At 67.3% G+C, this 16,148-nt stretch carries 20 protein-coding genes; 8 read left to right on the forward strand and 12 right to left on the reverse strand.

Annotated elements, in window-relative coordinates:
- Nucleotides 1-161 precede the first annotated feature (161 nt).
- Genes N5096_RS12800 through N5096_RS12815 form a run of 4 tightly spaced genes read right to left on the reverse strand, consistent with a single transcriptional unit; the run spans nt 162 to nt 3,568 of the window.
- A complete protein-coding gene (locus N5096_RS12800; RefSeq protein ID WP_267665217.1) occupies nt 162-1,337 on the reverse strand; it encodes an inorganic phosphate transporter in 1,176 nt (391 codons plus the stop codon).
- Nucleotides 1,338-1,349: 12 nt separating this feature from the next.
- A complete protein-coding gene (locus tag N5096_RS12805; RefSeq protein WP_267665218.1) occupies nt 1,350-1,808 on the reverse strand; it encodes a YeeE/YedE family protein in 459 nt (152 codons plus the stop codon).
- Nucleotides 1,809-2,366: a YeeE/YedE family protein gene (locus N5096_RS12810; RefSeq protein ID WP_267665219.1), complete on the reverse strand. Its 558-nt coding sequence runs from the start codon at nt 2,364-2,366 to the stop codon at nt 1,809-1,811.
- A gap of 8 nt (nt 2,367-2,374) precedes the next feature.
- On the reverse strand, nt 2,375-3,568 hold the full coding sequence (locus tag N5096_RS12815) for an MBL fold metallo-hydrolase (RefSeq protein ID WP_267665220.1): 1,194 nt from the start codon (nt 3,566-3,568) through the stop codon (nt 2,375-2,377).
- 237 nt (nt 3,569-3,805) lie between these two features.
- On the opposite strand from N5096_RS12815, the gene N5096_RS12820 reads away from it, so the two are divergent.
- Together N5096_RS12820 and N5096_RS12825 are read left to right on the forward strand one after the other, a co-directional pair.
- Complete coding sequence (locus N5096_RS12820) at nt 3,806-4,051, forward strand: sulfurtransferase TusA family protein (RefSeq protein ID WP_267665221.1); 246 nt, start codon at nt 3,806-3,808, stop codon at nt 4,049-4,051.
- A 2-nt stretch (nt 4,052-4,053) separates the two neighbouring features.
- Nucleotides 4,054-4,656 (forward strand): DsrE/DsrF/DrsH-like family protein, encoded by a 603-nt coding sequence (locus N5096_RS12825; protein WP_267665222.1) that lies wholly within the window; start codon nt 4,054-4,056, stop codon nt 4,654-4,656.
- Between the two features lie 66 nt (nt 4,657-4,722).
- Here N5096_RS12825 and N5096_RS12830 read toward each other — a convergent pair whose 3' ends face one another.
- From N5096_RS12830 to trxA, 4 genes are all read right to left on the reverse strand, one after another.
- Nucleotides 4,723-5,349, reverse strand: coding sequence for a helical membrane plugin domain-containing protein (locus tag N5096_RS12830; protein ID WP_267665223.1), 627 nt, complete (start codon nt 5,347-5,349; stop codon nt 4,723-4,725).
- A gap of 2 nt (nt 5,350-5,351) precedes the next feature.
- Nucleotides 5,352-6,494: an NAD(P)/FAD-dependent oxidoreductase gene (locus N5096_RS12835; RefSeq protein WP_267665224.1), complete on the reverse strand. Its 1,143-nt coding sequence runs from the start codon at nt 6,492-6,494 to the stop codon at nt 5,352-5,354.
- A complete protein-coding gene (locus N5096_RS12840) occupies nt 6,491-6,727 on the reverse strand; it encodes a sulfurtransferase TusA family protein (protein ID WP_267665225.1) in 237 nt (78 codons plus the stop codon). Before N5096_RS12840 ends, N5096_RS12835 begins: the two co-directional genes overlap by 4 nt.
- A 198-nt stretch (nt 6,728-6,925) precedes the next feature.
- Nucleotides 6,926-7,354 carry a thioredoxin gene (gene trxA / locus N5096_RS12845; protein WP_267665226.1) on the reverse strand — a complete coding sequence of 143 codons (429 nt, stop codon included), beginning with the start codon at nt 7,352-7,354 and terminating at the stop codon, nt 6,926-6,928.
- A 338-nt stretch (nt 7,355-7,692) separates the two neighbouring features.
- Here trxA and N5096_RS12850 point away from each other — a divergent pair, with 338 nt between their 5' ends.
- Complete coding sequence (locus N5096_RS12850) at nt 7,693-8,181, forward strand: DUF302 domain-containing protein (RefSeq protein WP_267665227.1); 489 nt, start codon at nt 7,693-7,695, stop codon at nt 8,179-8,181.
- Nucleotides 8,182-8,223: 42 nt separating this feature from the next.
- Here N5096_RS12850 and N5096_RS12855 read toward each other — a convergent pair whose 3' ends face one another.
- Both N5096_RS12855 and dgoD read right to left on the reverse strand, forming a co-directional pair.
- Nucleotides 8,224-9,036 carry an SDR family NAD(P)-dependent oxidoreductase gene (locus N5096_RS12855; protein WP_267665228.1) on the reverse strand — a complete coding sequence of 271 codons (813 nt, stop codon included), beginning with the start codon at nt 9,034-9,036 and terminating at the stop codon, nt 8,224-8,226.
- 114 nt (nt 9,037-9,150) lie between these two features.
- The gene (gene dgoD, locus N5096_RS12860; RefSeq protein ID WP_267665229.1) at nt 9,151-10,305 is read right to left on the reverse strand and encodes a galactonate dehydratase; all 1,155 of its coding nucleotides are present in this window, start codon (nt 10,303-10,305) and stop codon (nt 9,151-9,153) included.
- A 107-nt stretch (nt 10,306-10,412) separates the two neighbouring features.
- On the opposite strand from dgoD, the gene N5096_RS12865 reads away from it, so the two are divergent.
- On the forward strand, nt 10,413-11,054 hold the full coding sequence (locus N5096_RS12865) for a bifunctional 4-hydroxy-2-oxoglutarate aldolase/2-dehydro-3-deoxy-phosphogluconate aldolase (protein WP_267665230.1): 642 nt from the start codon (nt 10,413-10,415) through the stop codon (nt 11,052-11,054).
- A gap of 329 nt (nt 11,055-11,383) precedes the next feature.
- Here N5096_RS12865 and N5096_RS12870 read toward each other — a convergent pair whose 3' ends face one another.
- On the reverse strand, nt 11,384-12,514 hold the full coding sequence (locus N5096_RS12870; protein WP_267665231.1) for a PAS domain-containing response regulator: 1,131 nt from the start codon (nt 12,512-12,514) through the stop codon (nt 11,384-11,386).
- 247 nt (nt 12,515-12,761) lie between these two features.
- Between N5096_RS12870 and N5096_RS16560 the strand changes: the two genes are divergently transcribed.
- Together N5096_RS16560 and N5096_RS12880 are read left to right on the forward strand one after the other, a co-directional pair.
- The gene (locus N5096_RS16560) at nt 12,762-12,995 is read left to right on the forward strand and encodes a hypothetical protein (RefSeq protein WP_417448658.1); all 234 of its coding nucleotides are present in this window, start codon (nt 12,762-12,764) and stop codon (nt 12,993-12,995) included.
- A 37-nt stretch (nt 12,996-13,032) separates the two neighbouring features.
- Nucleotides 13,033-13,485 (forward strand): hypothetical protein, encoded by a 453-nt coding sequence (locus N5096_RS12880; protein WP_267665232.1) that lies wholly within the window; start codon nt 13,033-13,035, stop codon nt 13,483-13,485.
- A 30-nt stretch (nt 13,486-13,515) separates the two neighbouring features.
- Here the strand turns inward: N5096_RS12880 and N5096_RS12885 are convergent, their stop codons facing one another.
- Entirely contained in the window at nt 13,516-13,761 is a 246-nt protein-coding gene (locus tag N5096_RS12885) for a hypothetical protein (protein WP_267665233.1), read from the reverse strand.
- 705 nt (nt 13,762-14,466) lie between these two features.
- Between N5096_RS12885 and N5096_RS12890 the strand changes: the two genes are divergently transcribed.
- Complete coding sequence (locus N5096_RS12890) at nt 14,467-14,658, forward strand: hypothetical protein (RefSeq protein WP_267665234.1); 192 nt, start codon at nt 14,467-14,469, stop codon at nt 14,656-14,658.
- Nucleotides 14,659-15,030: 372 nt separating this feature from the next.
- Nucleotides 15,031-16,044 carry a two-component system sensor histidine kinase NtrB gene (locus N5096_RS12895; protein ID WP_267665235.1) on the forward strand — a complete coding sequence of 338 codons (1,014 nt, stop codon included), beginning with the start codon at nt 15,031-15,033 and terminating at the stop codon, nt 16,042-16,044.
- Nucleotides 16,045-16,148: the final 104 nt, after the last annotated feature.

Below are 16,148 nucleotides of genomic sequence, written 5' to 3' on the forward strand. Positions count from 1 at the left end.
CCCCCCCCCCCCCCCCGACTCCAGCGAGAATCGAAGATTCTCTGGCAGCCGGCGGCTTCGCCGCCGGCGACCTCGCGCGTGCGACTCGCGCCCTTCTGGCGCTCATCGGCACGCGCCACCGCTTCTGACATTTATAAGAAACTGACGCCGCGGCGCGCCGTTTATAAAAGGAGCGCCGCGGCGGCGTACGCGAGGGCGAACGCGAGGGCGAACGAGCCCGCCCACGCCCCGACTGTCACGAGGATCTTCCGGGCGTCCACCGCGTCTCGCCCGCCCACCGCGGCGCCGCTCCCGATGATCGCGCTCACGACGATCTCATTGAACGAGACGGGAACGCCGAGCAGGACCGCCAGCTGCGCGATCAAAAAGGACGGGACGAGCGCCGAGATGGAGCGCCGCGGCCCGAGCGAGGAGTAGTCCTGCGCGAGCGACTTGATCATCCGGGGCGCGCCGGTCCACGAGCCGACGAGCATCCCTAGCCCGCCGCCCACGAGCACCGCGGTCGTCGAGATCATCCCCACCTCGTCGAGCAGCGGGAGCAGCGGCCCGACCGCCAGCCCGACCTGACTCCCGCCCGCGGAGAACGCGACGAGCGACCCGAGCGCGAGCAGCACGCGCCGGAGCCCGCCCGCTTCGTCGCGGCTCACGTCCCACCAGACGACGGCCGCGACGGCCAGCGCGGCGAGGCCGGTGATCGCGACCGCCGACGCGAGCCCGTCGACCCCCAGTGCGCGCTGTCCGAGGCCGCGGACGGTCCCCGACTCGGCCCCGTCGCCGAGGAAACTGAACCGGACGTTCACCAGGACGCTCCCCACGAGGCCGGCAAGCGCCGGAACACAGCACCGCTCCGGCGCGTCGGACCGCGGGAGGACGCTGGCGATCCCGAACGCGACGCCGCCGCCGACGAACGGGGTCAGGACCCAGACGGCGCCGATCTGCTGGTACTTCGCCCAGACCGGCGTCCCGCCGAGCGCGAGGCCGACGCCGATGACGGCGCCGGTCACGGTGAACGCGGTCGCGATCGGGATCCCCGTCGTGATGCCGACCGCCATCAGCCCGGCGCCGAGGACGAGCACGAGGATGACGCCGGCGACCGGCAGGCTGATCCCGCCGACGAGGCCGCTGCCGACGGCCTCCGAGACGTTGCCGCCCTGCGTCACGGCGCCGACGAAGCCGAAGACGCCGACCAGCAGGGCCGCGCGCATCGTTCCGATGGCGTTCGCGCCGACGGCGGGGGCGAACGGCGTCGCGCCGCTCGACCCGGCGCCGATCACCCACGCCATGAACAGGCTGGCGAGCGCCGCGCCGACGAAGAGGGCGATGAGAGCGGGGTCCATCGAGCGGGTGTGTCAGTCCGCGCCCGCCGCGGCGGCGTCGCGGGTCCCGCTCCGGCTCCGCCAGTACCCTTGTGCGTACGCCCCGACGAACATGCCGCCGAGCGCCCAGAGGATGGTGACGTTACCGACCCCGAGGCTGGCGTACGCGGCCCCCGGACAGATGCCGGAGAGCCCCCAGCCGACGCCGAACACCGCGCCGCCGACGAGGACGTTCCGGTCGAACGGCTTCAGCCGCCGCTCGTAGGGGTCGCCCGTGAGGGGCGCCGCGTCTCGGACCCGAGGCAGCAGCGCGAACGCGACGCCGGAGACGATCGCGGCCCCGAACATCACGAACGGGAGGCCGAGGTCCTCGAACAGGAGGAAGTTCACCACGACCTCCGGTCGCGCCATGTGGCTGAACCCGAGCCCGAACCCGAAGATGATGCCGCCGACGAACACCAGCGGCTTGAACAGGGGATGACGGTCCGCCATCTACGGGCTCACCCCCAGCGCCGCGACGACCTGCGCGGTCCCGATCGCCACGGTCAGGAACGTCGCGACGCCGACCAGCGACGTCTTCGACGCCGACCCGACGCCGCAGACGCCGTGGCCGGACGTACACCCCTTCCCGACGCGGGTCCCGATGCCGACCAGGATGCCGCCGAGGAACAGCCGCCACGGCTGGACGTCGGTCGTCCAGAGCGTCACGCCGGCGACCTCGTACAGCTGGCCGGTCGTTCCGGGCTCGTACAGTGAACTGGTGACTACGCCGGACTGGAACGTCGCGGCGAACGCGAGCCCGCCCAGGACGATCCCGGCCGTGAACACGAGCCGCCAGTCCCGCGAGCCGACGTACCGCTGAAACCGCGACTGACCGGAGACGTACGACAGCGTCGACTCGAGGAACGTGCTCGCCCCGGCCGGGATTCCCGTTCCGACGTAGATCAGGACGGTCCCGAGGCCGACGAGCAGCCCCCCGACGGCGTACCGGCTGATCCCGTTGGGGAACAGCTCGGCGACGGCCTGAAGCAGTACTGGGTCAGCGACCATGTGCGTCGTCAGTCACCCGCGAGCGACTCTTGGCTGGCCGCGCAGTTGTTCGGCCCGAGCTCTAAGGTGAACGCCTCCTCGTCGTCGACGGCGTTCTGCCCGAGGTTCGTCGCGATGATGTCCTCGTAGTTGGCCGGCCGCGGGGGCATGTCCGAGAGGATCAGGTCGACGAACTCCCCTTCGTCCATCGTGAGCGCGTCCATCTCCGCGACGAGTTCGCCGATGGGGGCCGTGTAGGTGCCGTCGTCGGCCGGGACCGCGGCGTCGCTGAAGTGCGCGCCGCCGATCAGGGTGTCGTCGGGCAGCGAGAGGACGCGCTCCTGTAGGGATTCGTACAGCATGCGCGCGGCGTCGGGCGCGCCCTCGTCGCCCTCCTCGAGGTCCGGGCGGGCGACGCTCTCGACGAACAGCCCGTCGCCGGTTGCGAGGAGGCTCCCGTCGACGAGGTAGGAGGTCATCCCGGTCGTGTGGCCGGGCGTGTGGACGGTCTCGATCGTCGCGTCGCCGACCTCGAAGGTATCGCCGTCCTCGGCCGTGGTCAGCTCGTCGGCGTACGTGACGCCGCGGCCGACCGCGGCCTCGGGGATGACTCCCTCGACGCCCGCCGCGTCGAGGTCGCGCACGCCGGAGATGTGGTCGGCGTGGACGTGGGTGTCGATGGCGTACTTCAGGTCGACGCCGAGCTCGTCGGCGTCGTCGCGGTAGCGGTCGGTGAACGCCCGCAGCGGGTCGATGATCGCGGCCTCGCCGTCGTGATAGAGGAGGTAGCCGAGACAGCCCGAGGAGGGGCGCTGGTACTGGAGGAGCGTGCCGGCGCCGTCGTAGCGGTCGACCTCGACGGCCTCGTAGACCCTCGCCCAACCGTTCATTCCGTCTTCGAGGTGGTCGACGTCGTAGCCGCGCTCCGCGAGCGTGCCCGCGACGTACTCGCTGGCGCCGCCCTTCGCGCAGAGGACGGTCACCTCGCGGTCGTCGGGGATCCGGTCGAGGACGTCGTCGTCGATCGCGTCGTCGAGGAACTCGAAGTACGGGACGTTGATCGACGTGACGTTCTCGCCGTCGATGCGCCACTCCTCGTAGTCGGACTCCATGCGCGCGTCGAGGAGCGTCACGTCCTCGCCCGCGTCGATCCGGTCTTTCAGTTCGTTCGGCGCGGTCGATTCCACTTCGACGTCCGGCGTCGGAAACTCGTCGGCGTCCATGTTGTACACCCCATCGTATCGGTCGCGTGTAGAAAAGGGTTCGGATAGTAATTCAATATTTGTACAATACAAGATAGCGGAAAAGGAGCGTTTAATAGCCTAAACAGGTGTGGAACCCGATTTTAGGGGTTTTGAGAGAAAACAGATATTCACAGTCAGCCCAAGAAACAACATTCTTTTAACCATCGCAGGGATATTGTGTGATAGCTCCAATACGACCAACGGAGCAGATCCAATATGAGTGCCGAATACGACATCGCGGAGACGCTCGACGTGAAAGGCGCATCGTGCCCCATGCCGGTTGTAAAGACAAAGTCCGCTATCGACGACCTCGACGCGGGTGCGGTCCTCGAAGTGCTGGCGACCGACCCCGGCAGCATGAGCGACCTCGACGGCTGGGCGGACGGGACCGCGGGCGTCGAGCTCGTCGGCCAGGAGGAAGGCGACGACGTGTACAAACACTACGTCCGCAAGACGGAGTGACGATGAGCACGGACACACCCGACGCGCCGGCCGACGACGCCTCGGCCGAGGACGTGCCGGCCGACGACCCTCCCTCGCGCGCGGAGCTGGCTGCGCGCGTCGACGAGCTAGAGGACGCGCTCGCCGCGGCTACCGACGAGGACGGCGCCAAGAAGATGAGCATCATCGCGACGAAGGGGACGCTCGACATGGCGTACCCGCCGCTCATCCTCGCCAGCACCGCGGCCGCGTTCGGCTACGAGGTGACCGTCTTTCACACGTTCTGGGGGCTCGACATCCTCCACGAGGAGCGCTCGAAGGACCTCAAGCTCAGCTCCGTCGGCAACCCCAACATGCCCGTCCCGAACGCGGTCGCCGCGCTCCCCGGCATGGACCGCGTCACGACGAAGATGATGGAAAAGCGGATCGCGGACAACGACACCGCCACGATCGAGGAGCTCCTCGAGACGAGCCTGGACATGGGCGTCGAGTTCCAGGCGTGTCAGATGACCATCGATCTGATGGACTACGACGAGGACGACTTCTACGACGGCGTCACCACGGGCGTCGGCGCCGCGACCGCCCTTCAGGACATGGCCGAGGCGGACATCCAGCTCCTCGTCTAAGCGCCGCGGAACGGACTCCCGGTTCCACTTCGCGAGCGCGGCCCGACCCGAACCCCCGATCGGGCGCTAGTCGGACTCCGCGGCGGTGCGCTCGCGACCGATCGCGCTCGCCACCGCCAGCAGGTAGCCCAGCCCGTACTGGACCTCCGGGTCGCGCACGCCGCGGAGCAGCCCGACGGCCCCGACCCGCTCGGGCGACTCGCGCTCCGCTTCACCGACGCTTTTGAGCAGCGTCTCGACGCCGTCGCGCGTGTCGTCGTCGGCCGCGGTCTGTGCCACCTCGCCGAGCGCGGCGCCGGTCCCGGCCAGCGACGTCACCATCTCGTCGTCGAGGGCCGCGGTCGCCAGCGAGCCGACCTCGGCGAGCTCGGCCACCTCGTCGAGCGTGCCGCTCCGCTGGAGTTCGAGCAGCGTGTCGAGCGCCTCGCGTAACTCGTCGCCGTTCTCGCCGACCGTCTCGGCCAGCGCCACGGTCTCGTCGGTGGCGAGGCCGTCCGCGGACTCCGCGAGCGTCGACCCCGTGGCCGAGAGCTCGCGGACCATCTCGTCGGAGAGCGCGCCCTCGCCCAAGGCGAGCACGTCCAGCAGCTCGTTGACCGCGTCGAGCCGCTCCACGAACGCGGCGACCGCCTCCGGGTTCTCCGCGATCGCCGCCTCGAGATCCGTCGGATCCGGGCCCTGCGTCTCCGACATAGTCAGAGCAGCCCCCGCGCGGTGAGCCAGTAGGACTCGTTGTACGCCAGCTTCGACCAGTGGAGCTTCTCGGAGGGCGGCGCGGGCGACGGCGGGTTCTCGTAGTCGAACTCGACGAACGAGGCCGCGTCCATCCCGGTCTCGATGAAACACAGGGTCTTGCCGTCGTACGTCGCCGTCGCCGGGCGGTCTCGGACCTCGCTCGCGAGGCGCCGGCCGACGACGCCGGCCTGGTAGTGCGCCACGCTGCCCGCGTTCGGAACGCCGGTGTCGGCGGTGTCCCCGAGCGCGTAGACGTTCTCCGCGGCCTCGGCCTCCAGCGTGTGCTTGTCGACGTCGACCCAGCCGTCGTCGCCGAGCCCGGCCTCCTCGATCAGGTCGACGCCGCCGTGGGGCGGGATCGACACGAGGAGGTCGTATTCGAGTTCGGTCCCCTCTATCGACGCGATCGTCTCCGCGTCGGGGTCGACCGACTCGGCGTTGAAGAACGTCTCCACGTCGATGTCGCGCTCCTCCATGATGGGGCGGGCCCACTCGGCGATGTGGGGATTCCCGTGGACGCGCTGGATCGGGTACGTGTAGGTGATCTCGACGTCCTCGCGAAGCCCGCGCTCCCGGAACCAGTCGTCGACCATGAAGACGAACTCGAGGGGCGCCGCCGGGCACATGTGCGGCGTGCCGATGACGCTCAACACGAGCTCGCCCTCGGTGAACGACAGCAGCTCCTCTCGGAGGGCGGTCGCGCTCGACTCACCGTAGAAGTCGTGGCCGCCCTCCGCGAGGCCGGGGATCCGCTCCGGCTCCAGCGTCGACCCGGTCGCCAGCACGAGGCGGTCGTAGTCCGCGGGGGGACCGTCATCGAACCGGAGCCGATCGGCGCCGGTGTCGACGTCGGTCACGCGGTCGATCCGGAGGTCGACCGCGTCGTCGACGAGCTCGTCGAGGCGACGTCGGCCGTCGACCGGTTCGCGCCGGCCGAACGGGACGTACAGCCACACCGGCTTATAAACGTGGTCCGGGCCGTCGTTGACGAGAGTGACCTCGACGTCGCCGGCGTCGAGCTCCGGTTCGAGCCGGTCGGCGAGGTCGTTCGCGAGGACCGACCCGCCGGTCCCGCCGCCGACGATGACGACGCGTTCCGTCATGCCTTCTCCACGTAGAACGCGACGTGGTCGTCTCCCTCTTCGACGTTGAGCAGCTCGTTCCCTGCCTCCGCGGCCCACTCCGGGACGTCGGTGCGCGACTGCTCGTTGTCGCTCAGCAGCCGGACCACCGCGCCGGAGTCGGCGCCCCGGATCGCGCCGATGAGGTCCATCAGCGGACCGGGGCAGGCGGCGCCTCTGGCGTCGACGGTCTCGTCGGGTTCGATGTCTGTCATGGGCGTCTCACGGGTGTCGGTTGCGTCCGCTCGGCATTAGTATTGTATATCAGTTCCAAGAGTATGAAAATCCGTGGAACCGCACGCGGGCGGGTCTCCCGACGGCGGGCGCGGCGAGGGTCGTCACCGGTCGGTCGCGGACGCCCGCGCCGGGCGGATCGCGACGCCGGGTCGGCCCGTCTCACGGGTTCGGGCGAGTCAGGCGTGTTCCTCGATCGCGGATCGGAGGCGCGCTTCGTCCTGCATCCCCACGAGCTGCTCGACCGGCTCCCCGTCGGCGAACAGGACCAGCGTCGGGACCCCTCGGACGCCGTAGTCGGCGGCGAGCCCCTGGTTCGCGTCGACGTCGACCTTCGCCACGGTCGCGTCCGTCTCGGCGGCGACCGTTTCGACGACCGGTTCGAGCATCTGACAGGGGCCACACCAGTCGGCGTAGAAGTCGATCAACACGACGTCGTGCTCGGAGACGATATCGTTCAGCTCCGCCTCCCCGCCGACCGGGACCGGTTCGGACGGGCTCTGCGGCCCCGTCTCGTCGGTCGCCGCCTCGTCGGCCGCCTCCGTCCCGTCTCGATTTCGAAGCTCCTCGATCTTCTGCCGCCGGATCTCCTCGATTTCCTCAGTCATCGGTCTCCAGTACGGACTCCTCCGACTTATGTATTTGCACAGAATATACAATATTCTGGGGCGAGAGAGGAGGAGGTCGTCACCCGCCTCGCGGTCCCGCAGTTCCGCACGGACTGGCGCCGATCGCGCGTCGGCTGTCGGTTCCGGTACGCGTCGCGACGGGGCGCCGGCGCGTCCGACAAATAAACGCGGCGAACTCCGGCACGGGCCCCAACCTCATTGAGAACCGAGACCCGCCTCGCCGCCGCGAGCGTCTCGAACCCCGGGCCGGAGCCGCCGATCCGCTCCGTGAGAGTCACCGGTGGTATTTTGTTTATTCTGCCCAATACAGTACACGAATGGTGCTTCCCATCGACCCGAGCCAGATCGACCCCAACGACATCGGCGAAGCGCAGACGACCCTCGAAGCGAGCCACGAGGAGGCGATCGAACGCGTCCGCGACGCGTTCACCGACGCCGGCTTCGGCATCCCCGTGGAGTTCTCTCCGTCGGAGATGCTCAACGAGAAAGTCGACAGAGAGGCGCGAAGCGCCTCAGGCAGTCGGACGCAGTCCGACGACGCGGACCGCGACCCGTACTACGTGCTCGGCGCGTGTAACCCCGAGGTCGCCGACCGGGCGCTCGACGCGACGGACAACACGCTCGGGGCGCTGATGCCGTGTAACGTCGTCGTCTGGGAGGAAGCGCCCGACAAACAGCGCGTCTACCACGTCTCCATCATGCGCATCGCGCGGCTCGTCGGCATGGCGCCGGACGACGAGGAGATGGCCGACATCGTCGCGGACACCGGGGAACTCGTCGACGAGGCGTTCCGGACCCTCGAGTAGGCGCTCCGGTCGAAATCACGGGAGGCTGACCGCGCTACCGACTCACGCGTCCCGACGGTAGTCGAGGTAGAGCTCGTCTTGCATCACTTGCGACCGCCCGCCGTCGACGAGAACGCTCTCGCCCGTGAGGAACGTCGCGTCGTCGCTCGCGAGGAACGCCGCGAGCCCGGCCACGTCCGCGGGCGTCCCGAGGCGACCGACGGGGTGGATCGCCTCCGTGTACTCGTAGTCGTCGCCCAGCTCCGCCTCGGTGCGCTCGATCTCGATCCAACCGGGATTGATCGTGTTCACCGTGATCCCGGCCGGGCCGAGTTCCAGCGCGAGCGCGCGGGTCATCCCGTTGATGCCGGCCTTCACCGCGTTGTACGGGAACAGCCCCGGCATCGTGAGGAACGCGTGGTTCGAGGAGGTGTTGAGGATCGTCCCGCCCGGCGGCATGTGGTCGGCCGCGTGCTTCGCGCACAGCCAGTACGCCCGGAAGTCGGTCTCGAGGACGAACTCCCAGTCATCCATCCCGGCCTCGCTCGCGGTCGTCTCCGTCTGGACGCCCGCGTTGTTCACCAGGGCGTCGATCCGGCCGTACTCCGCGACGGCGTGATCGACGAGCGCCTCGATCTCGGCGGGCTCGCGCATGTCCGCGCAGACGAACGTCGCGTCGCCGCCCCCCGCCTCGATCTCCTCGACGACCGCTCGCCCGCTGTCGGCGGAGCGCCCGGTCACGACGACCGCTGCGCCCTCGGCCGCGAAGCGGCGAGCGACGCCCTCGCCGATCCCGCGGGTGGAGCCCGTGACGACGACGACCCTGTCGGCGTGTCTGCCCTCGACCGCGTTCGCGGTCGGATCGCTCGATGACATACCCGATATGGCGACGCCTCCGGTCAAATAGGCACCGTCTGCGGGGAGGCGTTACCCGTCGATCGGCGACCGGCGGCGCTCCCGCCGCTCACCGCTCCGCGACGCTCCGGCCGCCTACCACTCCGCGACGCTCCCGTCGGCGTGGCGCCAGACCGGGTTGTGCCAGTCGACGTCTTCCTCGGCCTGCTGGCGGACGTACTCCTCGTCGATCTCGATCCCGAGTCCCGGCGCGTCGGGGATCTGCACGTAGCCGTCCTCGTAGTCGAAGACGGAGGGGTCCGCGAGGTAGTCGAGCACGTCGCTCGCTTCGTTGTAGTGGATGTCGAGGCTCTGCTCCTGAATGAAGGCGTTGGGCGAGCAGGCGTCGACCTGCAGGCAGGAGGCGAGCGCGATCGGGCCGAGCGGGCAGTGCGGCGCCATCGCCACGTCGTACGCCTCGGCCATCGCCGCGATCTTCCGGACCTCCGTGATCCCGCCCGCGTGCGAGAGGTCCGGCTGGATCACGTCGACGGCGCCGTCCTCGAAGACCTCCTTGAAGTCCCATCGCGAGTACATGCGCTCCCCCGTCGCGATCGGCGTCGTCGTGTGCGCGGCGATCTCGGGAAGCGCGTCGTTGTTGCCCGAGAGGACCGGCTCCTCGACGAACATCGGGTCGTACGGCGCCAGCGCCTCGACGAGCCGCTTCGCCATCGGCTTGGAGACGCGGCCGTGGAAGTCGACGCCGATGCCGACCTCGTCGCCGACGGCCTCCCGGACCTCCCGGAGGCGCGTCGCGGCGGCGTCGACGGTGGCGGGGTCGTCGACCCGCTCGATCTCCTCGGTGGCGTTCATCTTCAGCGCCGTGAACCCCGCGTCGACCTGCTCGCGGGCCTGCTCGGCCACGTCTGAAGGGCGATCGCCGCCGATCCACTGGTACACCCGAATGCGGTCGCGCGCCGCGCCGCCGAGCAGGTCGTGGACGGGGACGCCGAGCTCTTTCCCCTTGACGTCCCACAACGCCTGGTCAACGCCGGCGATCGCGCTCATCAGCACTGGCCCGCCGCGGTAGAAGCCGCCGCGGTACATCGCCTGCCAGTGGTCCTCGATCCGGCCCGCCTCCTTCCCCAGCAGGTAGCTCTCGAACAGCTCCTCGACCCCGGTGCGGACCGTCTTCGACCGGCCCTCGACGACCGGCTCCCCCCACCCGACCGTCCCCTCGTCCGTTTCCACGCGCAAAAAGAGCCACCGCGGCGGCACCTCGAACAGCTCGTAGTCGACGATCTCGCTCATTCTGATCCCGTGGCGGTACCCGACGGGCGCCGTTAGTCGTTTCGGGCGGCGGCGACCGCTCGCGGCGAGCCGGCCGCTTTATCAGGGCTCCCGCTCGGAGTAGTCGCATGCACGCACGACGAGCCGAGCGGATTCGCGAGGGCGGCGTGATCGCGATCCTGCGCGGCGTAGAGCCGGACGCAGCGGTCGACGTGGCGGACGCGGTCGTCGACGGCGGGGTTGCGGCCCTCGAGGTGACCGCGGACACGCCGCGCGTCGCGGAGACGATAGCGCGGCTCGCCGACCGGTTCGACGACGCCCTCGTCGGCGCCGGGACGGTCTTGGACGCCGAGACGGCCCGAGCGGTCCAGCTCGCGGGCGCCGAGTTCCTCGTCACGCCGACGGTCGACACCGGCGTCATCGAGACCGGGAACCGCTACGGGACGCCGGTCGCGACCGGGGCGTTCACCCCGACGGAGGCGGTCACGGCGTACGAGGCCGGCGCCGACTTCGTGAAGGTGTTCCCGGCCGCGACCGGCGGGCCGGAGCACGTCGCGGCCCTCGGCGGTCCGCTCCCGCAGGTCCCGCTGGTGCCGACCGGCGGCGTCGGCCCTTCGAACGCCGGCGAGTACGTCGAGGCCGGCGCCGCCGCCGTCGGCGTCGGCAGCGCGATCGTCGACGGCGAGGCCGTCGCGGACGGGGAGTACGAGGTCATCGCCGAGAACGCGCGGCGGACGGTCGATGCGGTCGCGGCGGCCAGAAGGGAGTAGCCCGCCAATCGGGACTCGCCGGCCGGTTCCGCGGAGGACTCGGCGCCCCCGCTCGGGAGTCGTCGACGGTCGGCAGCGCGATCCGGATGACGGTCCCGGTGGGGCCGGTCTCAAGCGGCTCGAACGTCCCGTCGGAGCTCTCGACGGTCCGGTAGATGATCCGGAGCCCGAGCCCCTGCGTGTGGACGAGCGCCGTCTCAGCCGAGCCCGACCGGTCCGGGCGGAGCCCGACGGTCACCCGGTGTACGGCGGGCTGATGCGGCCGAGAGAGCGGTCCGAAGAGATGCCGGAGTACCGAGCCGGTAGGGGCGAGTCGGAGCGCGGCGCGGTCAGCACTCCTCGGCGGACTCCCGAGCGATGACGAAAAACTGGTCCGTCTCGTGGAGGTCGGTCCGTGCCACGTGCACGACGACGGGGAGCGTGGACCCGTCGCGGCGACGGTAGCGACCCCGGAGCTCCCGCATCTCGCCGGGCTCCATCGCTCCCCACACCCGCTTGACCTCCGCCGGGTCGACCGACTCGTCGACGTCCCAGACGCGCTTGCCAAGCAGCTCCGCCCTGTCGTAGCCGAGCTCGTCACACAGCCGAGAGTTGGCGTCCACGATCCGCCCGTCGGCGTCGTGAATGTCGATGAGGTCCGGCGACTGCTCGAAGAGGATATCCAGCTTGGCGGCCTTCGCCTCCAGCTCCGCCGCGTTCGACTCCAGCTCCGCCTCGCGTTCCTTCCGATCGGAGATGTCGCGGATGACGCAGACGTGGCCGCCGTCGTCGAGAGCGGCGAGCGAGAGCACCTTCGGGTAGACGCTGTCGTCGACCCGCTGGCCGATCGACTCGTCCGACCACGGGCCATCCGAGAGCGTGGGTATCACGTCGGCCTGGAGCCGTTCGACCTCCTCCTCGGGGACGGTCGTGACCCACGGCTCGCCGATCAGGGTCGCCGGTTCCACCCCGTACAGTCCGGCGTACGCGTCGTTCATCTTCGTGTAGCGACCGTCCCCGTCGATGATAGCGATCCCCTCGTTCGAGGCCTCGACGGCCTTCGCCCAGAGGTCGGCCTCTCGCTCGGCGCGCCGCCGGTCGACCGCGTTGACGATGCGGTTCGCGAGGAGCTCGAAGAGGTCGGGGCCCCCGCCCTTCTGCAGGTAGTCGGTAACGCCCGCGGAGATCGCGTCGCTGGCGACGTCCTCCGACCCTTTGCCGGTGAAGAGGATGAAGGGCAGGTCCGGTCGGTCCACGCGGACGGCCTCGAGGAACTCGATTCCGTTCCGGCCCGGCATGTCGTAGTCTGACACGACGCAGTCGAACGCGCCGGTCGCGAGGGCCTCAAGCCCTTCGTCTACGTCCCCGGCCGTCTCAACGGCGATCCGGTCCTCGAATCGCGCGAGGTACATGGCGGTGAGCTCCGCGAACTCCTCGTCGTCGTCCACGTGAAGCAGTTGGATCGGAGCCTCCGCATCCATGACCATTTTAATGACCTCGAACAACTTAGTTCGCCTCCATTCCGGACGCGGCGACTCTGCGGCCCGCGTCGAGCAGCGTACCGGTGCGAGGTCACCCCGGAGGCGTCCCCATCGGTCCCCCGTCGTGTCGGAGCGAGTCGTCGTGTCGGAGCGAGTCGTCGTCGATCGGGGAGACGGAGCCGTCGCTTGCGGCCGCGCGAGACCAGATCGCCCGAAGACTCAACTCCGCCTCGACACACGATCGGCCATGCACGCCGACGAGATCGACCCGCAGGCGAAGGCGGCGCTCCGACGCCAAGACCGGTTCCCGCTGCCCCACAGCAGGTGGGGGCTGAAGCTCGCCCGCCGCCTCACGGAACCGGTCATGCGGATCCGCAACCGGAACCCCCCGCCGGTCGGGATCCGCCGGCGACCGGTCGGCCCCAGCCGCGGCGCGACGCCCGGCACGGCCGTCGCTGGCGGACCTGTTTCGCTCGTCTGACAAAAACGTAATACCCCTGGGGACGCCTGGTGAACGCATGGTGAAGAGCACGGTTCGGTTTCCCGAGTCGGTGGTCGGCGAGATCGAGTCGCTGGTCGAGAGCGGCCAGTTCGAGAGCAAGTCCGAGTTCTATCGGTTCTCGACCGACTACGTGCTGAATCAGGTGCTCGACGACTACGAGCCGGAGACCATCGATTACGAGGAGATCAGAGGGGAAGTGATGCCGCAGGCGGGGCGCGAGCTCGGCGGCGACGCCGACGCGGACCACCCCCCGTTCTTCGAGAGCGTCGCCTTCGTGCGGAAGCTCGCGCTCCGGGGGAACCTCAGCGACGCCGAGGACTTCATCGACCACCAGTACGTCCCGGGTGACCGCCACGCGGTCGTCCTCGAGGAGCTGCTCCAGATGTATCGCGAGGGGACCGCTCCCGCCTCCCGAGACGCCGCCCCGGACCGCGAGCCGCGAGTCGCGCCGGACGAGCCGCAGCGCTGACGGACCGTCGCCGACCGGGAGCTCCTCGGCTCAGTCGTCCGACACTCCTCGGCTCAGTCGCCACCGGATCACCCCGGCGACGGCGAACACCGTCGCGAACGTGACGACCCCGGAGATCAGCGCCCCGCGGGCGCCGGTCACGCCGGTGGTGAACGCGCTCGCCGACGCTCCGCCGCCGGCGACGACCGCGCCGCCGGCCAGCCCGCCGAAGCCGATACAACAGAGGCTCAACAGGCTCACGAGCGACAGCGACCCCAGCAGGCCGTCGCCGCTCACGGCCCGGCCCTCTGGTCGCGACCCGAGCTGGACGTCGACGGGAACGACCCCCCGCGTGGCGTGGGTGCGAACGCGGTCATACCCAGATTTGACGATCCGCGTGTGAATAGGTGACGGGGTCGGGTGCGAGGCGCGTCAGACCGCCACGCACACGCGGGGATCGTGGCTGCCGTCGGCGAAGCACGCGCGCCGCTGCGTGCGACGGCGAGCGCGTCCGCTCTCGGTCGTCCGCCAGCGCTCTCTCTCTGTTACGTTGAAGCCAAATGGATGGTAAGTGACCCCCTCCCCGTGATAAACGACGGGGCTTCCCACGGTACCGCACCGCCGGGTTGGGATATTTGCTGGTTGACGACTCGTCGGCATGACGAGCCGATGGCGTTCACGAGAACGCTGTTCTCGTGCAGCCCATCAGAAATCGAAGATTTTCTGAGGACGGGGCCACACCGCCGTTACTCCTCTCCCCCGGCAGGGGGACTCGGAGGTATCTTGACCGAGACACCACAGCGGTTCGAGAGAGTGTCTCGAACGGTCTGATTCTCGGAGTCCCGATACTGTGCAGTTAGGTAGCGGTGAAACCGCCTCGGTGTCCGTCATATTATCACGTGACGCTACATAAATATCCGCATCAGCGTCAGAACGTGGTCTGTAGAGGACTTGTCCGATTCACTCCCAGCGTAAACGGCGGGATTCGCTCCTCGAAGAAAGATGCAGGAGTTCACGCTTCGAGCCGACGACACTGGAACAATCGAACTCGTCTGTGAGCGAGAGGACAAGGAAGCTCCTGCCCCATGGGTGCGCTCGTTCGCTGGACGTGATGAGTTCGGCCTGCTCGTAGACGACTTGACGCCAGGAGATCAGGTACTGCTGTTCGTTAACGACACTACCTCTGAGGAGTGACCTTGAGGGGTACTTGCATCTCCAGCGCTCGTCGGGATGTACCACCCTCCCCCACATCGCTGAAGCCATGTTCTGCGTTGACCGCTGTAGTAGAATCTAAAAGTATTCGTCGTGGTGTCCGCCGAATTTCGGCCTAACTCGTTGCTCTCGAAGGTCTGATGAGAGGGGTGAGTAGATACTTCTGGAAATTCGGCTCTGTTGAAATCCTTAAGAGCTGATAGGATCGGGGTGTGAGATACAGAGGGTGTAGTCAGCACGGGGATTGCGTTATTTTCTCCATCTGAATCCTGAATCAGCCGATAGAATGCGCTTGCAAAGTCAGTAACATACAAATGAAAACCATTTATTAACAGTTGACGTATCCAATATACTATGGTCACAGATCGTTCAAACGATCTTCCGTCCGAGTTTTTTGCCAAAATGGTTGAATCCGTTGGTGTGGGGGTCGGGATCTACGGACAAGATGGTCGATATATCCATGTCAATCAGTCATACGCTGATTTATTTAGTGTATCTCCATCAGAACTGATTGGAAAACCACTGTGGGAAATCGTTCCAGAGATGGATGCAACCAAATTTGATGGGTATTGGGCATCGTTTGATGAGGGTGAGACGCGGAGGGACGAAGCGGTACACAAGCACAATAATCAGGAAATTCCTGTCACGACAGTCACTACTCAGTGGTCAGTTGGCGGCACGCCCTATCATTTTGGGACGATTAAGGATATCTCTGAACGGAAAGCCCGAGAGCAAGAGATTCAGCGGCAAAACGAACGACTTGAGAATTTCGCAAGCGTCGTCTCTCACGACCTACGGAACCCGTTGAACGTTGCTCAAGGATATGTTGATATTCTCCAAGAAGATATCAACCGAGATGAACTGCGGCTTATCGACAACGCACTCGATCGGATGGGTGTACTGATTACCGAACTTCTAGAACTCGCACAGAGTGACGAGGAGGTGGGCGAGATGATACCGGTGTCATTGAAAACGGTCGCAGAAAATGCGTGGTACAATGTACATACTCCGGAAGCGGTCTTACACACACCTGATGCGAATCACCGAGTAATGGCCGATGAATCCCGTCTACAGCAACTCTTCGAGAATCTCTTCCGGAATGCAGTTGAACACGCTGGATCGGACGTTCACGTGACTGTCGATACTATATCAGACGGGTTTTATGTAGCCGATGACGGACCGGGAATCTCGTCAGCTAAGCGTGACCGCGTCTTTGAGACAGGATATACAACCGATGAGAACGGGACTGGATTTGGACTGAGTATTGTTCAACAGGTTGTTACTGGTCATAATTGGGAGATACAAGTAACTGAAACTCCCGATGGCGGCGCACAATTTGAGATCACAGACGTAGGTGACACTGTTTAACGACTTCCAGAAGTTGATGAGCATTGTGGAGTTTGTGAACTACCCCACCCTACTCAGCCACAGGCGTGGCTTCGTTGAGGGTGGGGCTTCCTGTTTCGACGACG

The organism is Halorubrum yunnanense (genome assembly GCF_026586675.1).
In the GTDB taxonomy this organism is placed as follows: Archaea; Halobacteriota; Halobacteria; order Halobacteriales; family Haloferacaceae; genus Halorubrum; species Halorubrum yunnanense.

What these genes read in the sequence shown, in the direction of transcription:
- N5096_RS12800 (WP_267665217.1), bottom strand. Translation starts at nt 1,337, where the DNA reads ATGGACCCCGCTCTCATCGCCCTCTTCGTCGGCGCGGCGCTCGCCAGC.
- N5096_RS12850 (WP_267665227.1), top strand. Translation starts at nt 7,693, where the DNA reads ATGGTGCTTCCCATCGACCCGAGCCAGATCGACCCCAACGACATCGGC.
- N5096_RS12870 (WP_267665231.1), bottom strand. Translation starts at nt 12,514, where the DNA reads ATGGATGCGGAGGCTCCGATCCAACTGCTTCACGTGGACGACGACGAG.
- N5096_RS12825 (WP_267665222.1), top strand. Translation starts at nt 4,054, where the DNA reads ATGAGCACGGACACACCCGACGCGCCGGCCGACGACGCCTCGGCCGAG.
- dgoD (WP_267665229.1), bottom strand. Translation starts at nt 10,305, where the DNA reads ATGAGCGAGATCGTCGACTACGAGCTGTTCGAGGTGCCGCCGCGGTGG.
- N5096_RS12855 (WP_267665228.1), bottom strand. Translation starts at nt 9,036, where the DNA reads ATGTCATCGAGCGATCCGACCGCGAACGCGGTCGAGGGCAGACACGCC.
- N5096_RS12830 (WP_267665223.1), bottom strand. Translation starts at nt 5,349, where the DNA reads ATGTCGGAGACGCAGGGCCCGGATCCGACGGATCTCGAGGCGGCGATC.
- N5096_RS12865 (WP_267665230.1), top strand. Translation starts at nt 10,413, where the DNA reads ATGCACGCACGACGAGCCGAGCGGATTCGCGAGGGCGGCGTGATCGCG.
- N5096_RS12890 (WP_267665234.1), top strand. Translation starts at nt 14,467, where the DNA reads ATGCAGGAGTTCACGCTTCGAGCCGACGACACTGGAACAATCGAACTC.
- N5096_RS16560 (WP_417448658.1), top strand. Translation starts at nt 12,762, where the DNA reads ATGCACGCCGACGAGATCGACCCGCAGGCGAAGGCGGCGCTCCGACGC.
- N5096_RS12835 (WP_267665224.1), bottom strand. Translation starts at nt 6,494, where the DNA reads ATGACGGAACGCGTCGTCATCGTCGGCGGCGGGACCGGCGGGTCGGTC.
- N5096_RS12805 (WP_267665218.1), bottom strand. Translation starts at nt 1,808, where the DNA reads ATGGCGGACCGTCATCCCCTGTTCAAGCCGCTGGTGTTCGTCGGCGGC.
- N5096_RS12815 (WP_267665220.1), bottom strand. Translation starts at nt 3,568, where the DNA reads ATGGACGCCGACGAGTTTCCGACGCCGGACGTCGAAGTGGAATCGACC.
- N5096_RS12840 (WP_267665225.1), bottom strand. Translation starts at nt 6,727, where the DNA reads ATGACAGACATCGAACCCGACGAGACCGTCGACGCCAGAGGCGCCGCC.
- N5096_RS12895 (WP_267665235.1), top strand. Translation starts at nt 15,031, where the DNA reads ATGGTCACAGATCGTTCAAACGATCTTCCGTCCGAGTTTTTTGCCAAA.
- N5096_RS12880 (WP_267665232.1), top strand. Translation starts at nt 13,033, where the DNA reads ATGGTGAAGAGCACGGTTCGGTTTCCCGAGTCGGTGGTCGGCGAGATC.
- N5096_RS12820 (WP_267665221.1), top strand. Translation starts at nt 3,806, where the DNA reads ATGAGTGCCGAATACGACATCGCGGAGACGCTCGACGTGAAAGGCGCA.
- trxA (WP_267665226.1), bottom strand. Translation starts at nt 7,354, where the DNA reads ATGACTGAGGAAATCGAGGAGATCCGGCGGCAGAAGATCGAGGAGCTT.
- N5096_RS12810 (WP_267665219.1), bottom strand. Translation starts at nt 2,366, where the DNA reads ATGGTCGCTGACCCAGTACTGCTTCAGGCCGTCGCCGAGCTGTTCCCC.